Origin of the sequence: Magnetospirillum sp. SS-4 (assembly GCF_902729425.1) — a bacterium.
In the GTDB taxonomy this organism is placed as follows: Bacteria; Pseudomonadota; Alphaproteobacteria; order Rhodospirillales; family Magnetospirillaceae; genus Phaeospirillum.
The window spans coordinates 169,458-185,064 of the sequence record NZ_CACVCH010000070.1 but is presented as its reverse complement, the minus strand read 5'-3'; the positions used below and the strand labels follow the sequence as shown (position 1 = coordinate 185,064).

At 67.9% G+C, this 15,607-nt stretch carries 14 protein-coding genes and 1 riboswitch; of the genes, 8 read left to right on the top strand and 6 right to left on the bottom strand.

The genetic code is table 11. The features are described 5' to 3' along the window. Positions 1–61: 61 nt before the first annotated feature. Positions 62–871 (bottom strand): flagellin, encoded by an 810-nt coding sequence (locus MTBSS4_RS12985; RefSeq protein WP_173983827.1) that lies wholly within the window; start codon positions 869–871, stop codon positions 62–64. 30 nt (positions 872–901) lie between these two features. After that, positions 902–2,512, bottom strand: coding sequence for a SpoIIE family protein phosphatase (locus MTBSS4_RS12980; RefSeq protein WP_254432531.1), 1,611 nt, complete (start codon positions 2,510–2,512; stop codon positions 902–904). Positions 2,513–2,702: 190 nt separating this feature from the next. Between MTBSS4_RS12980 and MTBSS4_RS12975 the strand changes: the two genes are divergently transcribed. Further along, positions 2,703–4,667: a 6-hydroxymethylpterin diphosphokinase MptE-like protein gene (locus MTBSS4_RS12975; protein ID WP_173983825.1), complete on the top strand. Its 1,965-nt coding sequence runs from the start codon at positions 2,703–2,705 to the stop codon at positions 4,665–4,667. A 27-nt stretch (positions 4,668–4,694) separates the two neighbouring features. Beyond that, complete coding sequence (locus MTBSS4_RS12970) at positions 4,695–5,654, top strand: glycosyltransferase family 2 protein (protein WP_173983824.1); 960 nt, start codon at positions 4,695–4,697, stop codon at positions 5,652–5,654. Here MTBSS4_RS12970 and MTBSS4_RS12965 read toward each other — a convergent pair. Beyond that, positions 5,627–6,034: a bacteriohemerythrin gene (locus MTBSS4_RS12965; RefSeq protein WP_173983823.1), complete on the bottom strand. Its 408-nt coding sequence runs from the start codon at positions 6,032–6,034 to the stop codon at positions 5,627–5,629. The two genes, MTBSS4_RS12970 and MTBSS4_RS12965, sit on opposite strands and share 28 nt — an antisense overlap. 129 nt (positions 6,035–6,163) lie before the next feature. On the opposite strand from MTBSS4_RS12965, the gene MTBSS4_RS12960 reads away from it, so the two are divergent. Beyond that, positions 6,164–7,102: a LysR family transcriptional regulator gene (locus MTBSS4_RS12960; RefSeq protein WP_173983822.1), complete on the top strand. Its 939-nt coding sequence runs from the start codon at positions 6,164–6,166 to the stop codon at positions 7,100–7,102. On the opposite strand, the gene MTBSS4_RS12955 is transcribed toward MTBSS4_RS12960, so the two are convergent. Further along, positions 7,054–7,263: a hypothetical protein gene (locus MTBSS4_RS12955; protein WP_173983821.1), complete on the bottom strand. Its 210-nt coding sequence runs from the start codon at positions 7,261–7,263 to the stop codon at positions 7,054–7,056. The genes MTBSS4_RS12960 and MTBSS4_RS12955 overlap by 49 nt on opposite strands. A 63-nt stretch (positions 7,264–7,326) precedes the next feature. Here MTBSS4_RS12955 and MTBSS4_RS12950 point away from each other — a divergent pair, with 63 nt between their 5' ends. Together MTBSS4_RS12950 and thiC are read left to right on the top strand one after the other, a co-directional pair. Further along, positions 7,327–8,079 carry an SPOR domain-containing protein gene (locus tag MTBSS4_RS12950; protein WP_254432530.1) on the top strand — a complete coding sequence of 251 codons (753 nt, stop codon included), beginning with the start codon at positions 7,327–7,329 and terminating at the stop codon, positions 8,077–8,079. A 46-nt stretch (positions 8,080–8,125) separates the two neighbouring features. After that, positions 8,126–8,238, top strand: a riboswitch (TPP riboswitch). 50 nt (positions 8,239–8,288) lie between these two features. After that, the gene (gene thiC, locus MTBSS4_RS12945) at positions 8,289–10,121 is read left to right on the top strand and encodes a phosphomethylpyrimidine synthase ThiC (RefSeq protein WP_173983819.1); all 1,833 of its coding nucleotides are present in this window, start codon (positions 8,289–8,291) and stop codon (positions 10,119–10,121) included. Positions 10,122–10,134: 13 nt separating this feature from the next. On the opposite strand, the gene MTBSS4_RS12940 is transcribed toward thiC, so the two are convergent. Beyond that, positions 10,135–10,329 carry a DUF2934 domain-containing protein gene (locus MTBSS4_RS12940; RefSeq protein ID WP_173983818.1) on the bottom strand — a complete coding sequence of 65 codons (195 nt, stop codon included), beginning with the start codon at positions 10,327–10,329 and terminating at the stop codon, positions 10,135–10,137. A 150-nt stretch (positions 10,330–10,479) separates the two neighbouring features. Between MTBSS4_RS12940 and MTBSS4_RS12935 the strand changes: the two genes are divergently transcribed. From MTBSS4_RS12935 to MTBSS4_RS12925, 3 genes are all read left to right on the top strand, one after another. Then, positions 10,480–12,297, top strand: coding sequence for an extracellular solute-binding protein (locus tag MTBSS4_RS12935; RefSeq protein ID WP_173983817.1), 1,818 nt, complete (start codon positions 10,480–10,482; stop codon positions 12,295–12,297). Positions 12,298–12,570: 273 nt separating this feature from the next. Then, on the top strand, positions 12,571–13,845 hold the full coding sequence (locus MTBSS4_RS12930; protein WP_173983816.1) for a hypothetical protein: 1,275 nt from the start codon (positions 12,571–12,573) through the stop codon (positions 13,843–13,845). Between the two features lie 168 nt (positions 13,846–14,013). Continuing rightward, entirely contained in the window at positions 14,014–15,126 is a 1,113-nt protein-coding gene (locus MTBSS4_RS12925) for a microcin C ABC transporter permease YejB (RefSeq protein WP_173983815.1), read from the top strand. Between the two features lie 32 nt (positions 15,127–15,158). Here MTBSS4_RS12925 and MTBSS4_RS12920 read toward each other — a convergent pair whose 3' ends face one another. Continuing rightward, a complete protein-coding gene (locus MTBSS4_RS12920; protein ID WP_173983947.1) occupies positions 15,159–15,530 on the bottom strand; it encodes an endonuclease domain-containing protein in 372 nt (123 codons plus the stop codon). Between the last annotated feature and the right edge of the window lie 77 nt (positions 15,531–15,607).

The following is a 15,607-nucleotide window of genomic DNA, read 5'->3' as shown; positions in this document are numbered from 1 at the left end:
AGGAAAAGCGGTAAACACGCGCCCGGCGCCGGTCCCGGCGATCCGCTCGACGGGGACGGCCCTATGGGCGCGTGAACAGCCCCAGCACCGCGTCCTGGCTTTCGCCGGCGTTGCGCAGCGCCGCCAGCCCCAGCTGGCGATAGGTCTCCGCCGACTGGACGCTGGCGGCGGCCTCGTTGATATCGGCGGCGGTCAACCGGTCGGCGCCCTGGCGGGCAATGGCCGCCTGGGTCTGGACGACCTCGGCGGCGATCTGCAATCGGGTGGTGCTGCCGCCCAATTCGGAAGCGACCGAGCGCAGGGCTAGGCCGGCCTGGTCGAGACCGGCCAGATCGGCCTCGATGCCGGCGGGATTGCCGGACCAGCCCGAGGCGGCGGTGATGCCCAGCGCGGCGCTGTCCGAGGCGATACCGTCGACATCGATTCCGGCGGCGCCGATGGACAGGGTGTCGGGACCGGACTTGATCAGGTTGACGCCGTTGTAGGAGGCGTCCCCGGCGATGGCGTCGATCTGGCCGCGCAGGGTGTTGTACTGTTCCTCCAGCCGCGACTGCTCGGCCGGATCGGACGCGGCCTGGGCCTGCCGGGCGATGCCCTTCAACTGGTCGACCACGCGGGAGATGGCGTCGATGCCGTTGCCGGCGGCTTGCAGGGCGCCGATGCCCTGGCCGACGGCGGTGCCGACCTGGGACAGGTTGCCCGACCGTTCCAGCAGCCCCTGGGCCAGGACAAAGGCGCGGGCATCGCCGGTGGAGGGCGATTCGGCGGTCCGGCCGGTGGTCAGTTGGCGCTGAAAGCGATCCTGGCCCGACTGGACCCGCTGAATCGCGAACAGCGAACCGGATGTGGCGGCGGGCAGGACGGGGTCCATCGGATATCCTTTTCCGAACGAGCCCCCAGTCTAGCAAAAATTCGGGCGGAAGGCGATGAAGGTCATGTCGTCGCGCCAGCCCTGATCGCCCCGCCAGGAATCCAGGGTGGCGAACAGCCGGTCCTTCTGCTGGTCTAGCGGCAGGTGGGCATGGGCGGAAAGGCAGTCCTGCAACCGCCGCCGTCCGAACAGCCGCCGGGTATCGGCTCCCATCTGGTCGATCAGCCCGTCGGTGTAAAGGTAGAAGGTGTCGCCGGGGGCGACCGTCAGGTCGTGGCGGGTGAAATCCGCATCGGCGGGGGAATCGCGGTAGCCCAGGCTGCGGCGGTCTCCCCGGATCACCCGCATGGCGCCGTTGGACCACACCATCAGCGGCAGGTGGGCACCGGCGAAGGTCACCTTGCGGCGCGAACGGTCCAGCACGCAGATGGCGGCGTCGAGGCCGTCGTCGGCGGGGGCGTCGGCGCGGTCCTGGCGCAACGCCGCCTTCACCAGCACGTTGAGCTGCGCCAGGATCACCGCCGGATCGTCGTGCCCGTGGTGGTGCAGAACGCGGGCCAGGATCGACGAAACCACCGCCGTCATGAAGGCGCCGGGCACGCCGTGGCCGGTGCAGTCCATCACGCCGATCACCGCCTTGTCGCCGAACGTGCCGGTCCAGTAGTAATCGCCGCCGACGATGTCGAAGGGGCGCCAGCCGATGACGATGTCGTCCACCACCCCGTCCAGCGCCATGGGGTCGGGCAGCAGGGCCGTCTGAATCCGGCTGGCGTAGTGAATGCCGTCCGAGATGTGGCGGTGGGCCTTTTCCAGTTCGGCGTTGGCCCGCTCCACCACCGCCTTTTCCCGCGACAGTTCGGCGGTGCGGTCCTCGACCCGGCGTTCCAGGTCGCGGGCCAGCGCCGCCAGCTCCGCCTCGGCGGCGTCGCGCTGGCCGAGGCCGCGCTGCGATTCCGCCAGCAGGGCGTTGACGGTGTTGACCAGCAATCCCAGCTCGTCGCCCTCGTGGCGGCGCGGCAACTCGATGGGGAAGGCCCCCGGCCGGGCCGGATCGACGCGGGCGATGGCCGAGGTGATGCGCAGCAGCGGCTTGGTGATCAGGACGTAGAACACCGCCACCACCAGCAGGCACAGCAGGACGGTGCGGGCGGCGCCGGCGGTGGCGCTGGCGGCAACGTGGTCGAGATAGCGCCGCATCAGACCCCCGGCGTCCAGCCGCACCTCCAGCCGCCCGACGTCGATGGTGGTTCCGCGCTGCTGGGTTTGCAGGACCCGCGCATAGGAGACCATGTCGCCGAACAGCCGCTGGCTGAGAGCGGGAAACGACGTCGGAGTGGCGGGGCGTTCCATCCGGCCCAGCACGTCGCCGAAATTGTCGGACAGCCGTGCCTCGGCCGCCAGCGGGTCCTGCATCAGGCCGGCCACCACCTCGCCGGCGAGGTCACTGCTCAGCATGTAGGCGGATTCCACCGCCAGACCGCGCACCAGCGCCATGTTGGCGGTGGTGTGCTCCCGCACCTCGCGGCGCAGCTGGTGAAGATCGGACCACAGGTCCCAGGCCCCCGCCGCCAGCCCCAGTCCCAGGGCGATCGCCAGGGTGGCGACGGCCTGCTTGAACGACAGGCCATGAAACACCCCCACCGTTCGCGGGGGCGCCGGAGTCCTGGGAATGGGCCTGTTCGCAGGGGTGTCGCTGGACGTGGACATGAGGGGACCAATGATAAGGCCATCTGGGCCGATGTCACGCTGAAACGGCGGGATCGCTTCACCTTGATCGGAGCCGGCGAATCGCTACTCTGGCGATCTTGGACGATTTTTCCGAAAGCAGCTCATGGCCCCTTCCAGCGCCTATCAGAACCGTGACCGCGTCAAGGGCAACATCAAGGCCCTGGCCCGTGGCCATGCCTCCCTGGTCCGCGACCTGGAGAGGATCGTCCCCACCAGCCGCCTGGTGATGGATGACGGCGGCGATCTCAACATCGACATCGGCGGCGGCCGGCTGTTCTATCCGGCGGGAGGCCGCCGGGCCGCCGAGCAGCAGGTGGCCGGCTATCTGGACAATCCGTCCCGTTTCCGCCTCGCCCCCGCCGACGTCATCGAGGACTGCGTCGAGCTGAACCGGGTCACCCGGGCCTTGCGCCGGGTGGCGGACGGTTTCCCGGCGGCGGCGGAGCCGGGGCCGTTCGGCGGATTCCTGGTGGTGCTGGGGGTCGGGCTGGGGCATCACCTGCGGCTGCTGGCCGAACGCATGGCGTTCCGGACCATGATCGTGGTCGAGCCCCACGATGAATTGCTGGCTCACAGCCTGCACGCCATGGACTGGCAGCGGCTGTTTCAGGATCTGTCGCGCGACGGCCGCGAGATACGCTTCGTTCGCGGCGCCAACCCCTTCGTCCAGATCATCAAGCTGCTGCGCGGTCCCCATTACCCGTTTCTCGACGGCTCGTATTTCTATCTTCACTACCAGTCGCCGGATCTGACCGCCCTCGCCGAGCAATTGCTCAACCAGTGCCGGGCCATGTCGATGTCGTCGGGCTGGATCGAGGACCAGTTGACCATGATGGTCAACAATTCCGCCAATTTCGCCCGGCCCGGCTTCCTGCTTCAAGAAGCCCGCGTCGCCAGCAGCCGGGTGTTGCCGGCCTTCGTGGTCGGGGCCGGGCCGTCGCTGGACGCCGACATGGAGGATATCCGCCGCTGCCGCCGCGACGTGGTGCTGATTTCCGCCAGCAGCGCGCTGAAGGTGCTGCTGGAGCACGGCATCCGCCCGGACATCCACTGCGAACTGGAGAACGGCGCCGGGCTGGGGCCGGTGGCCGAGGACCTGTCGCGGCGTTTCGGCCTGTCGGACATCACCTTGTACGCCTCGCCCACCGTCGATCCGCGCATTTCCCCCTGTTTCGGCCGGACGGTCTATTTCTACCGTTCCTATGTCAGTTCGACGGTGTTCTACGCCGACGGCGCCGAAACCTCGTCCTTCGCCGAGCCGACCTCGGGCAATACGGCGGTTCATTGCGCCCTGTCGCTGGGATTTCGTGAAATCTACCTGTTCGGACTGGACTTCGGGGCCAAGGACCCCGACCGCCATCACTCGCGGCACTCGGTCTACTTCACCTACAAGGACGAGGCCGAGATGGCGACCTATACCCCCTACGACTTCGACATGCCGGTTCCCGGGAATTTCGGCGGCCAGGTGATGACCGGCTGGCTGCTGGACTGGGGGCGGGTCTCGGTCGCCAACGCCATCAAGGGGGGCGACGGGGCACGGGTGATGAACTGCTCGGACGGCGCCCTGATCGCCCAGACCACGCCGCTGTCGGCGGAGGGCATCGACCTCGCGCCGGCTCCCGTCGGCCAGGGCGAGGACCTGGAGCGGGCCCTGGCGGCGCTTACCCGCTGCGACGGCGACCGGTCGCGGCCGGCCGACCTGGTCCGGCTGGGGGAGGTCATCGCCAGCTTTCTCGACGGCTGCCAGCAGGCGCTGGCGGCCCCGCCGCCCGCCGGCGCGACGGCGCAGCGGGCGATGGCGGCGTCCTGCCTGCGGATCATCGCCCTGCTGTCGGCGCTGGAGACCGGCGACGACATTGCCAAGGCGGCCTTCCGCATCCTGGTCGGGCAGGTCCAGGGCGCCCTGGCGGCGGCCCATTACCACGCCTCGCGCCTGGACGGGGACGCGGCCGGGGCCGGGCTGGCGGCCATTCTCGCCACCTTGGCCGAATCGTTCCGGCGGCTGGGGCCGCTATGCGCCTCGATCACGCCCGGATTGCCGCCTGCCTCCGGCGGTGCCATGCTGTGAGCGGTCTGGGTCTGGGGGGGGGTGGTGATGAGCGGAACTGCGGCGGTGCCGGTCCTGTCGGTGATCATTCCTTGTTACAACGAGGGCGAGAACGTCCCGCTGCTGTTCGCTCGCCTGCTGCCGGTGCTGCGCGGGCTGGCGGTCAGCTTCGAGGTGATTTGCGTCAACGACGGCTCCAGGGACGATACGCTGGAGCGCCTGCTGGAGGTGCGCAAGGCCGAGCCGGCACTGCGGGTCATCGATCTTTCGCGCAATTTCGGCAAGGAAAAGGCCTTGTCGGCCGGCCTGTTCCATTCGCGCGGGCAGGCGGTGGTGCCCATGGACGCCGACTTGCAGCATCCGCCCGAGGCCATCGCCGACATGCTGGCCAAGTGGCGCGAAGGTTGGGACGTGGTGTTCGCCCGGCGCGACGCCCGTACCGGCCAGTCCACCTCGGAACGGCTGTTCGCCAAGGGCTTCTACTGGGTGTTCGATCATCTGTCCGATGTCAGCCTGCCGCGCGAGGTCGGCGATTTCCGCCTGATGGACCGCAAGGTGGTCGATACCATCAACCGCATGCCCGAGCGCTCCCGCTTCATGAAGGGCATCTTCGCCTGGGTCGGCTATCGCCATGCCGAGATCGTCTATCGCCAGGGCGAGCGGGCGGCGGGGACCACCAAGTTCAACGCGCTGAAACTGCTGCGTTTCGCCTTCGACGGCCTGACCTCGTTCTCCAATTTTCCGCTGCGGGTCTGGGGCGCCATCGGCGCCGTCATTTCCACCCTGGCTTTCGTCTACATCGTGATCCGCGTCGTCCGCACCCTGGTCTGGGGCGTCGACGTACCCGGCTACGAATCCATCATGGTGTCGGTGCTGTTCCTGGGCGGCATGCAATTGCTGACGCTCGGCATCATCGGCGACTATCTCGGCCGGGTGTTCGACGAGGTCAAGGGCCGGCCGCTGTTCATCGTCCGCCAGATCTACGAGCCGGAAGATTCCTCCACGTAGGAACGGTAGCGCAGGTCCTTGCCGATGATGTGACGCATCAGCCACTTGGACAGGAAGTCCAGCGCCTCGACGGCCGGCACGCTGGCGGGGTTGTCCTGGTAGCGCTGGCGCATGTCGAGCACTTCCTTGACCATGGCGCGATGGATGGCCTGGTGCTCCTCCAGGGCGGGGTAGTTGCTGGCCGCCAGCAGCTTCTCCTCCTCGGCGAAGTGATAGCGGGTGTAGTCCAGCAGGTCGCCCAGCACGGTGTCGACGGCGCGGGTGGCGTCGCCGCTCATGGCGTCGAACAGCGTGTTGATCAGTTCGACCAGCTTTTTGTGATGCTCGTCCATCCGCGCCACGCCGACGCTGAGATTCTCGGTCCATTGCAGGTAGGACATCGGCACGCTCCCCTTGGCCAGGAGGGGAAGTCTATCACGTTGGCCGGAGCCGCCGAAACAGGGGGATGGAAGTCCGTTTCCCGACACGCCATGATGCGGCCCGCGAAACCGTTATGCGGAGATGCCGGGATGACGCCGCGCTTCGATGGCCTGCAAGCCTTTGTCCGGGTGGCGGAATCCGGCAGCTTTTCCGAGGCCGCCCGCCGGCTGGGCCTGTCCAAGTCCATGGTCAGCCGACAGGTCTCGGCGCTGGAGGCCGATCTGGGAGTCCGGCTCTTGCACCGCACCACCCGGTCGCTGTCGCCCACCGAGGCCGGCCGCGCCTATCTTGAACGCTGCCAGCGCATTCTGGCCGACCTGGACGAGGCCAACCTGCTGGTCAGCCGGCTGCAAGCGGTGCCGCGCGGCAGTCTGCGGGTCACCGCGCCGCTGTCGTTCGGCACCGGCCATCTGGCCGCCGCCCTGCCGGACTTTCTCGAACGCTATCCCGAGATCGAGCTGGACATGAACATGACCGACCGCTACGTCGATCTGGTGGACGAGGGCTGGGACGTGGCGGTGCGCATCGGCCGGCTGGCCGATTCGTCGCTGATCGCCCGCCGGCTGGCGCCGATCCGTCGGGTGGTGTGCGCCGCTCCGGCCTACCTGGAACGGCACGGCGTTCCCCGGACGCCGACCGAACTGTCCGGGCACGACTGCCTGTCCCACAGCGCCGTCAATCCGTGGGAATGGCGCTTCGCCACCCCGGACGGGCCGCTGCCGCCGGTGGAGATCCGGGGACGCTTTCACGCCGACAACGGCGATGTGCTGCGGGTGATGGCCCTGGCCGGCCAGGGGCTGACGTTCCTGCCCACCTTTTTCGTCGGCGACGATATCCGGGCCGGGCGGCTGGTGCCGGTGCTGGAGGAATTCGTGCCGCTGGATGTGGCGCTTCACGCCGTCTATCCCCACAACCGGCACCTCTCGCCCAAGGTTCGCGCCTTCGTGAACCACCTGGCCGAGACCTTCGGGCCCGAACCCTATTGGGACCGGGGCATCGGCGGGCAGGGGGCGCATGGCGGGCGGTGACGGACCGGCCGCCGCCGCCGCGGCGCGTCGGTGGCGAGGACGAAGGGAGCGGCCGGTCCCGTGGCGATCTCCGGCAAAGGCGGCAGCGACGGCGGCGGGGCCGTCTTGCCGTCCAGGGCTTCCAGCAGCGCCGCCCAATCTGTAAGGTCGAACATCATCATCGCTTTTCCGTTCGGTCGGTCCTGACCATGGAACGGTTCTACGCCATTCCGGAGGAGACGTCTGTGAGCGGCTGCATAATCGGGAGATCGCTTGGGCTGGCGCTGCTGGCCGGGCTTGCCGCCTGCGGGCCGGCGCCCGACCCTCGCCAGACCATCCGCGACGGCCTGTTCTACGACGGGCTTGCCGCCTTCCACGAGGGCTATCACAAGGAAGCCGCCAGCCGCTGGGAACGGGCCGCCCATTTCGGCGACATGGACGCCGCCCGCAATCTCGGCCACCTCTACCGCCAGGGATTGGGGGTGGAGCGGGACAGCCACGCCGCCCTGGCCTGGTATCGGATGGCGGCCGATGCCGACATGCCGGCGGCCCAGTACAATCTGGGCATGCTTTACCTGAATGGCGGTCCCGACCTGCCCGCCGACCGCGACCAGGGGCTGGTCTGGCTGACCCGGGCGGCCGAGGCCGGGCTGAAGCCGGCGCGCGATGAACTGGAACGGCAGGCCGTCGCCGCCGTGTCCCCGCCCGTTCTCTCCCCGCCCGTTCCGCCTCCGTCCGGGCCGGAGGCTCCCATCGCCTATGTCGATCCGCCGGTGACGGTGCGGGCGCAGGTTGGCTCCTACCTCTCGCGCCACGACGCCGAGACCGATATCCGGCGGTTGCGGCGTCCCGGTTTCGAGTTCGAGATCGTTCCCGTGCGTTTCAGGGACGGCAAGCTGTGGTACCGCCTGATCCTGACCGGCGAGGCCGAAGCGGTGGATCGCTATTGCCGCGAGGCGGAAAAACGCCGGATCGGCTGTTGGCCCGGTGGAAAGTAAGGTCTTGCGACGCTTGACTTTCGCGGTCCAACCGCCCCACTGTTGCCCTTTGCCGAAGGGGAGTCCCGTGGAGCGGGGCTGAGAGGCCGGAATACGCCCCGGCGACCCTTGGAACCTGATCCGGGTCATTCCGGCGAAGGGATCGGAACCTTCGTTCCCGCCTTCCGTCGTCGGAATTTCCCCTCGCTCTTGGTGGAAAGAACACGACCATGTCCGATAGCGCCCTCACGATCACCTCCGGTCCCCTGCCGGGTTCGCGCAAGATTTACGTGGAGGGCTCCCGGCCCGACATCCGGGTCGCCATGCGCGAGATCGACCTGACCCCCGGTTCGGGCGAGGCGCCGGTGCGGGTCTACGATTGTTCCGGCCCCTTCACCGATCCGGCCATCAGCGTCGATATCGCCAAGGGTGTGCCGGCCATCCGCCGCCAATGGATTTTGGAGCGCGGCGACGTCGAGCATTACGAGGGCCGCGCCCACCGTCCCGAGGATGACGGGCTGAAGCCGGGCGAGACCATCTCGGTGCCGGTGTTCGACCGCGCCGGCCTCCGGCCGCTGCGCGCCAAGGCGGGCAAGGCCCCGACCCAACTGGCCTATGCCCGGGCCGGCATCGTCACGCCGGAGATGGAATACGTCGCCATCCGCGAGAACATGAAGCGGGCCGAGATGAAGGCCGCGCTGGTCCGCGATGGCGAGGATTTCGGCGCCGACATTCCCGACGAGGTGACGCCTGAATTCGTCCGCGCCGAGATCGCCAGGGGCCGCGCCGTGCTGCCGGCCAATATCAATCACCCGGAAGCCGAGCCGATGATCATCGGCCGTAACTTCCTGACCAAGATCAACGCCAATATCGGCAATTCGGCGGTGGCGTCGTCGGTGGAGGAAGAGGTCGAGAAGATGGTGTGGGCGATCCGCTGGGGCGCCGACACCGTGATGGACCTGTCCACCGGCCGGCACATCCACGCCACGCGGGAATGGATCATCCGCAATTCCCCGGTTCCCATCGGCACCGTGCCGATCTATCAGGCGCTGGAAAAGGTGGGCGGCAAGGCCGAGGACCTGAGCTGGGAAATCTTCCGCGACACCTTGATCGAACAGGCCGAGCAGGGCGTGGACTATTTCACCATCCATGCCGGCGTGCTGCTGCGCTACATCCCGCTGACCGCCAAGCGGACCACCGGCATCGTCAGCCGTGGCGGATCGATCATGGCCAAGTGGTGCCTGGCGCATCACAAGGAGAATTTCCTCTATACCCATTTCGAGGATATCTGCGAACTGCTGAAGGCCTATGACGTCGGCTTCTCGCTGGGCGACGGCCTGCGTCCCGGCTCCATCGCCGACGCCAACGACGCCGCCCAGTTCGGCGAGTTGGAGACCCTGGGCGAACTGACCCACAAGGCGTGGGCGCACGACTGCCAGGTCATCATCGAAGGTCCCGGTCATGTGCCCATGCACAAGATCAAGAAGAACGTGGAAAAGCAGATCGAGCTGTGCGGCGAGGCGCCGTTCTACACCCTGGGGCCGCTGGTCACCGACATCGCGCCCGGCTACGACCACATCACCAGCGCCATCGGCGCCGCCATGATCGGCTGGTTCGGCACCGCCATGCTGTGCTACGTGACGCCCAAGGAACATCTCGGCCTGCCCGACAAGCAGGACGTGCGCGAAGGCGTCGTCACCTACAAGCTGGCCGCCCACGCCGCCGACCTCGCCAAGGGCCATCCCGGCGCCCAGGTCCGCGACAACGCGCTTTCCCGCGCCCGCTTCGAGTTCCGCTGGAAGGACCAGTTCAACCTGTCGCTGGACCCGGAAAAGGCCTTGCAGTTCCACGACCAGCATTTGCCGGCCGAGGGCGCCAAGCTGGCCCATTTCTGCTCCATGTGCGGGCCGAAGTTCTGCTCCATGAAGATCAGCCAGGAAGTGCGCGACTTCGCCAACGCCGAGGAGGCGCGGGCCGAGGCCGGCATGGCCGAGATGAGCGAGAAATTCGTGCGCGACGGCGCCGAAATTTATCGTGCCGACAAGCCGGCGGCGGCGGAATAGCGCCGGGGCGCGCCTATTTCGTCTTGGTCTTTCTGGGGGGCGCCGCCTTTTTCGCCGCCGGGCCGGATTTGACCGGCTTGGCCGGGGGGGCGGTTCCGGTCAGGCCGGCCTCGGCCCGCAGCCAGAACTCCTGGTCGCGGCCGTCGGGGCGGCCGGCTTCCTCCCACAGGCGGTAGGCGAGGTCCTTGATCTCAGCATCGCGGTTCATCTGGCTGTCCTTTACGTCCCGTCCGATGATGGCAAACCATACCGCAGCGGCGGTGTCCGGACAATCGTCCGGCGGTCATGGGCATCCGGCGGCCATGGGGCGGCACGGCCCCCCTTGCCCTTCGCCGTCATTGTCGCCAAACTCGCGGCCATGCGCCTTCCGATTCTCGCCGCTACCGCCCTGCTGTGGATCTGTCCCGCCCTCGCCGAGACGCCGACGCTCCCATCGGCGAAGCCGGCCCACGGCGTGGCCATGCACGGCGATCTGAAATATCCCGCCGGCTTTCGCCATTTCGACTATGCCGATCCCAACGCCCCCAAGGGCGGCGAGGTGAGGCTGGCCGAGATCGGCGGCTGGGATTCGCTCAATCCCTTCATCGTCAAGGGCGAGCCGCCGGGCGGCGCCGACCTGCCGTTCGAGACCCTGCTGACCAATTCGGCCGACGAGGCGTTCTCTGAATACGGCCTGATCGCCGAATCGGTCGAGGTGCCGGCGGACCGTTCATGGGTGATCTTCAACCTGCGGCCCCGGGCGCGCTGGCATGACGGCAAGCCCATCACCGCCGACGACGTCGTGTTCTCGCTGGAGACCCTGAAGGCCAAGGGCCATCCCCGCTACCGCTTCTACTACGCGGCGGTGGACAAGGTGGAAAAGCTGGGCGAGCGCCGCGTCCGCTTCGTCTTCAAGCCGGGCGATAACCGGGAATTGCCGCTGATCGCCGGCCAGCTTCCCATCCTGCCCCGGCATTACTGGCAGGGCCGCGACTTCGCCGCCACCACCTTGGAGCCGCCGCTGGGCAGCGGCCCCTACAGAATCGTCGCCTCGGAAACCGGCCGTCATATCGTCTACGAGCGGGTCAGGGATTACTGGGGCGCCGACCTGCCGGTTCGGCGCGGCCTCTACAACTTCGACCGCATCCGCTACGACACCTACCGCGACACCACCGTGGCGCTGGAGGCGTTCAAGGCCGGCGAATACGATTGGCGGCTGGAAAACGAGGCCCGTAAATGGGCCACCGGCTACGAGGACTGGCAAGGGCTGAGGGACGGGCGCGGCCGTAAGGAGGCGATCGCCAACCAGCGCCCGGCCGGGATGCAGGCCTTCGTCTTCAACCTGCGCCGCGACCTGTTCGCCGACCCCCGCGTGCGCCGCGCCCTGGCCCACGCCTTCGATTACGAATGGACCAACAAGACCCTGTTCTATGGTCAGTACAAGCGCACCGGCAGCTTCTTCGCCAATTCGGAGCTGGCCGCCTCCGGCCTGCCGGGGCCGCTGGAGCTGACGGTGCTGGAGCCGCTGAGGGACAAGTTGCCGCCCGAGGTGTTCACCCGGGTCTACAATCCGCCGGCCACCGATGGCGACGGCAATATCCGGCCCAACCTGCGCATCGCCATGAAACTGCTGGAAGAGGCCGGCTGGCGGGTCGTCGACGGCAAGCTGGTCAAGGACGGACGGCCGTTCGCCTTCGAGATCCTGCTGGTGCAGCCGACCTGGGAGCGCATCACCCTGCCGTTCGCCCGCAACCTCGCCCGCCTCGGCATCGACGCCAGCGTGCGCACCGTCGATACCGCCCAGTACAAGAACCGGCTCGACAGCTATGATTTCGACATGGTGGTGCAGGTCTGGGGCCAGTCGCAATCGCCCGGCAACGAGCAGGCCAGCTTCTGGGGCAGCGAGTCCGCCGACCAGCCGGGCGGGCAGAATCTGGCCGGCATCAAGGACCCGGCCATCGACGCGCTGATCGAACAGGTGATCGCCGCCCCCGACAGAGAAACCCTGGTGGCCCGCACCCGGGCGCTGGATCGGGCGCTGCTGTGGAACCATTTCGTCATTCCCCACTGGCATCTCGGCCAGGACCGGCTGGCGTGGTGGGACAAGTTCGGCCGCCCGGCTGTCTCGCCGGCCAACGGGGTGCAGTTGTTCAGCTGGTGGGTCGATCCCGCCAGGGCGGGGCGACGCGAGAAATAACACGCCGTCAAGAAGACGGAGTGTCCAGCGGCAATCGACAGCGACAGTGTGAACCGCTTCACAGTCGGAACAATCAAGATCGCATGACAACCGGTCTGGGATATTCCTTGTCCTGATTCAGATGCTGCCGGAATGGCTTTGTCTATTCTGTGTCCGGCGCCACAGAAAATACCTCACCATCCAACTATGATTCGAGATCGGAACTGATCGCTTCACGCGAATCAAAGGGAACCCGAGAACCGTCCAGCAGGGGGAGCGATACCGGAGGATGCCATGAGTGCCGCCCATACCTACCCGCTTCCATCCCGCAATGGCGAAGCCGCCCGGCTTCGCGTCGGCCAGACCCTGACAGGTCCGGTGCTGGATGTGCTGACGGCGATGGTGCCGGAACTCGCCGTCCTGCCCCGCCGCACCGCCCTCGAGGCGGTTCTCAACGATCTGCCGCTGCTGCACCGCTGCTGCCTGGCGTTTCGGGCCAACCGGACGCGCTTCCGCTCCGTCCTGGTGGACGGGCGCGGTCTTCCTGTCAGCAACGACAACACGCCGCTGGCCTGCGGCCGCACCGTCAACCAGGCCGTCGCCATGATCGTCCGCTCGGCGGCCAAGCGCTATTTCCGCCTGAGGCGGGGCGGGCCGTCCTCGATGTCGGCCACCGCCCGGTCGCGGCTGGCGCCGCCGCCCGCCGTCGGCTTCGGCGGCATGCTGCGCTGGCTGATGGGGCGGTCCGAGGCGATCGCCACGGCCGGACCGGCCGCGTCCAGATCCGAGGCGGACCAGCTCTACGACGCCATCAGGCGCTACCTGCTGCACGACTGGCAGGTGCCGATCATCCCGCAATATGCCCGCATGATCCCCTCCGAGGTGCGGGGGCTGGGCGCCCGCATCCTCGATTTCCGCGACGCCGGCGATCTGGCGGCCTATATCGACGGCGGCAGTGACGTCCGCGCCGCGATGCTGTCGGGAGCGTGGAGCCGGGATGCGGCGGCCGGCGCCGGATTCCGCCCGCCGCCCGCACCCGCGCCCACGCCCGAGGCGGTCCCGGCCGAGGCGGAGGCGGAGACCACGACCGCACCGGTGGTCGGCGGGGCCGGATTGCCGACCGCGCCCCTGGGGCAGCCGGGCAAGGTCACGGCGGGGAAGATGCTGAGCCGCGACGGCCGCTTTCTCCGGATCGAGGCCGCCCTGCCGCTGCTGGCCAGTCCCGGCCTGCGGGCGGCGCTGGCGAACCCCGACGCCGCGGCCATGGCGCGGATGTCGGACAGCCTGTCCCGGACCGGGGCGGCAACGGTGCGCCGCCTGATGGTCGATCTCGACCTGTCGGCCGAGCAGATGGTGGTGATGCTGGCGGCGGCCTCCCTCGCGGTGCCGGCATCGGTGTTCGAACGGATGTTCGGCCGCGGCGGTGACGCCGCCTTGGTGCTGGCCCTGGTCCGGCGGGCGCGGGCCGCCGGCCTGGGAGCCGACAGTACGCCCGAGGATTTCGCCCGCTTCACCCGCGCCCTGTTCGGCGGCTTCATCGCCGGCGGCGGGCGGCGGCGGGAATCCTGATCGCCGGGGGGCGTCTCCTCCCAAATTTGCGATTGCGTTTGAGACGGTGATACCGCAGAGTCCGTTCATATCCGCGACGCCCGTAGGCGGGCACGTATCCAGACCCCCTCGCGGCAACGCCTGGGGGCTTTTCGTCTTGATCTGTCTTGCCATGCAGGCCCGTCCGCGATGATCGCCTATACCCTTCGCCGGCTGATGCTGATTCCGCTGACCCTGTTCGGCATCATGCTGGTCAATTTCGCGGTGGTGCAGTTCGCGCCGGGCGGTCCGGTGGAACTGATGCTGGCCAAGGTCGAGGGCACCCATGTCGAGGCCACCGCCCGCGTCTCGGGCGCCGCCGGCGGTGAAAGCGCCGCGCCCCGGGCCGTCAAGGTCCAGTCCGGCCAGTCCGGCCAGGGGGCCTATCGCGGCGCCCAGGGACTCGACCCCGCCTTCGTCAAGGAGATCGAACGGCAGTTCGGCTTCGACAAGCCGGCGCACGAGCGCTTCGTCCAGATGTTGGGGCAGTATGCCCGCTTCGATTTCGGCAAGAGTTTCTATCGCGACGTCTCGGTGGTGGGCCTGGTGATCGAGAAGATGCCGGTCTCGGTGTCGCTGGGGCTGTGGAGCACCCTGATCATTTATCTGGTTTCGATTCCGCTGGGCATCTACAAGGCGCGTCACGACGGTTCCAGGCTCGACATCGCCTCGTCCTGGGCGGTGATCGTCGGTTACGCCGTGCCCGGGTTCCTGTTCGCCATCCTGCTGATCGTGGTGTTCGCCGGCGGCAAGTATTTCGCGTGGTTCCCGCTGCGTGGCCTGACCACGCCTGGGCTGGACGGCGCCTCCTTCCTGACCCGGGCCGCCGATTACCTCTGGCATCTGGCGCTGCCGGTCACCGCCCTGGTGGTGGGCGGCTTCGCCTCGCTGACCATGCTGACCAAGAACTCGTTCCTGGAGGAGATCAACAAGCAATACGTCATCACCGCCCGCGCCAAGGGGCTGGCCGAGAACCGGGTTCTGTACGGCCATGTCTTCCGCAACGCCATGCTGCTGATCGTCGCCGGCTTTCCCCGCGCCCTGGTGGGCATCCTGTTCACCGGCTCGGTTCTGGTCGAGATCATCTTCTCGCTGGACGGCATCGGCCTGCTGGGATTCGAGGCGGTCAGCAACCGCGATTATCCGGTGATGTTCGGCACGCTGTACGCCTTCAGCCTGCTGGGCCTCGTGCTGAATCTGGTCAGCGACCTCACCTATCACTGGGTCGATCCGCGCATCGACTTCTCGGGGAGGGGGGGATGACGGCCCCGGCTCGCCATATCCCCTCTCCCGCGTCAGTGGGAGAGGGAGGGGCCCGGCCCTTCAGGGCCGGGAGGGTGAGGGGCTTCAAGGGCTGCCAGAATAGTCGCGGCGACGCCATCGATATTCGAGAGCACCTCGTTGTTCCAGAACCGGATTACGCGCCACCCCTGGCTTTCCAGCCACGCCGTCCGGCTGCGGTCGGCCTCGCTGTCTGCGTGCTGCCCGCCATCCACTTCGACGACGAGATGATGGGCCACACAGGCGAAGTCGAGGACAAAGGGGCCGAGAGGGTGCTGGCGGCAGAATTTGCAGCCCTCAAGGCGCCGACCGCGCAAAGCCGACCACAAACGACGCTCCGCATCGGTCATGACATATCGCAATTGGCGTGCTTGTCGGCCGGGCATGGAGAAAAGAGTATCATACAACCCCTCACCCTCCCAAAGCTCCGCTTTTGGCCCCTCCCTCTCCCGCATCGCGGGAG

Bases quoted from the DNA above. Each gene is read 5' to 3' on its own strand.
- MTBSS4_RS12955 (WP_173983821.1), bottom strand. From the start codon at position 7,263: ATGATGATGTTCGACCTTACAGATTGGGCGGCGCTGCTGGAAGCCCTG.
- MTBSS4_RS12960 (WP_173983822.1), top strand. From the start codon at position 6,164: ATGACGCCGCGCTTCGATGGCCTGCAAGCCTTTGTCCGGGTGGCGGAA.
- MTBSS4_RS12940 (WP_173983818.1), bottom strand. From the start codon at position 10,329: ATGAACCGCGATGCTGAGATCAAGGACCTCGCCTACCGCCTGTGGGAG.
- MTBSS4_RS12975 (WP_173983825.1), top strand. From the start codon at position 2,703: ATGGCCCCTTCCAGCGCCTATCAGAACCGTGACCGCGTCAAGGGCAAC.
- MTBSS4_RS12930 (WP_173983816.1), top strand. From the start codon at position 12,571: ATGAGTGCCGCCCATACCTACCCGCTTCCATCCCGCAATGGCGAAGCC.
- MTBSS4_RS12920 (WP_173983947.1), bottom strand. From the start codon at position 15,530: ATGCCCGGCCGACAAGCACGCCAATTGCGATATGTCATGACCGATGCG.
- thiC (WP_173983819.1), top strand. From the start codon at position 8,289: ATGTCCGATAGCGCCCTCACGATCACCTCCGGTCCCCTGCCGGGTTCG.
- MTBSS4_RS12965 (WP_173983823.1), bottom strand. From the start codon at position 6,034: ATGTCCTACCTGCAATGGACCGAGAATCTCAGCGTCGGCGTGGCGCGG.
- MTBSS4_RS12970 (WP_173983824.1), top strand. From the start codon at position 4,695: ATGAGCGGAACTGCGGCGGTGCCGGTCCTGTCGGTGATCATTCCTTGT.
- MTBSS4_RS12925 (WP_173983815.1), top strand. From the start codon at position 14,014: ATGATCGCCTATACCCTTCGCCGGCTGATGCTGATTCCGCTGACCCTG.
- MTBSS4_RS12935 (WP_173983817.1), top strand. From the start codon at position 10,480: ATGCGCCTTCCGATTCTCGCCGCTACCGCCCTGCTGTGGATCTGTCCC.
- MTBSS4_RS12985 (WP_173983827.1), bottom strand. From the start codon at position 871: ATGGACCCCGTCCTGCCCGCCGCCACATCCGGTTCGCTGTTCGCGATT.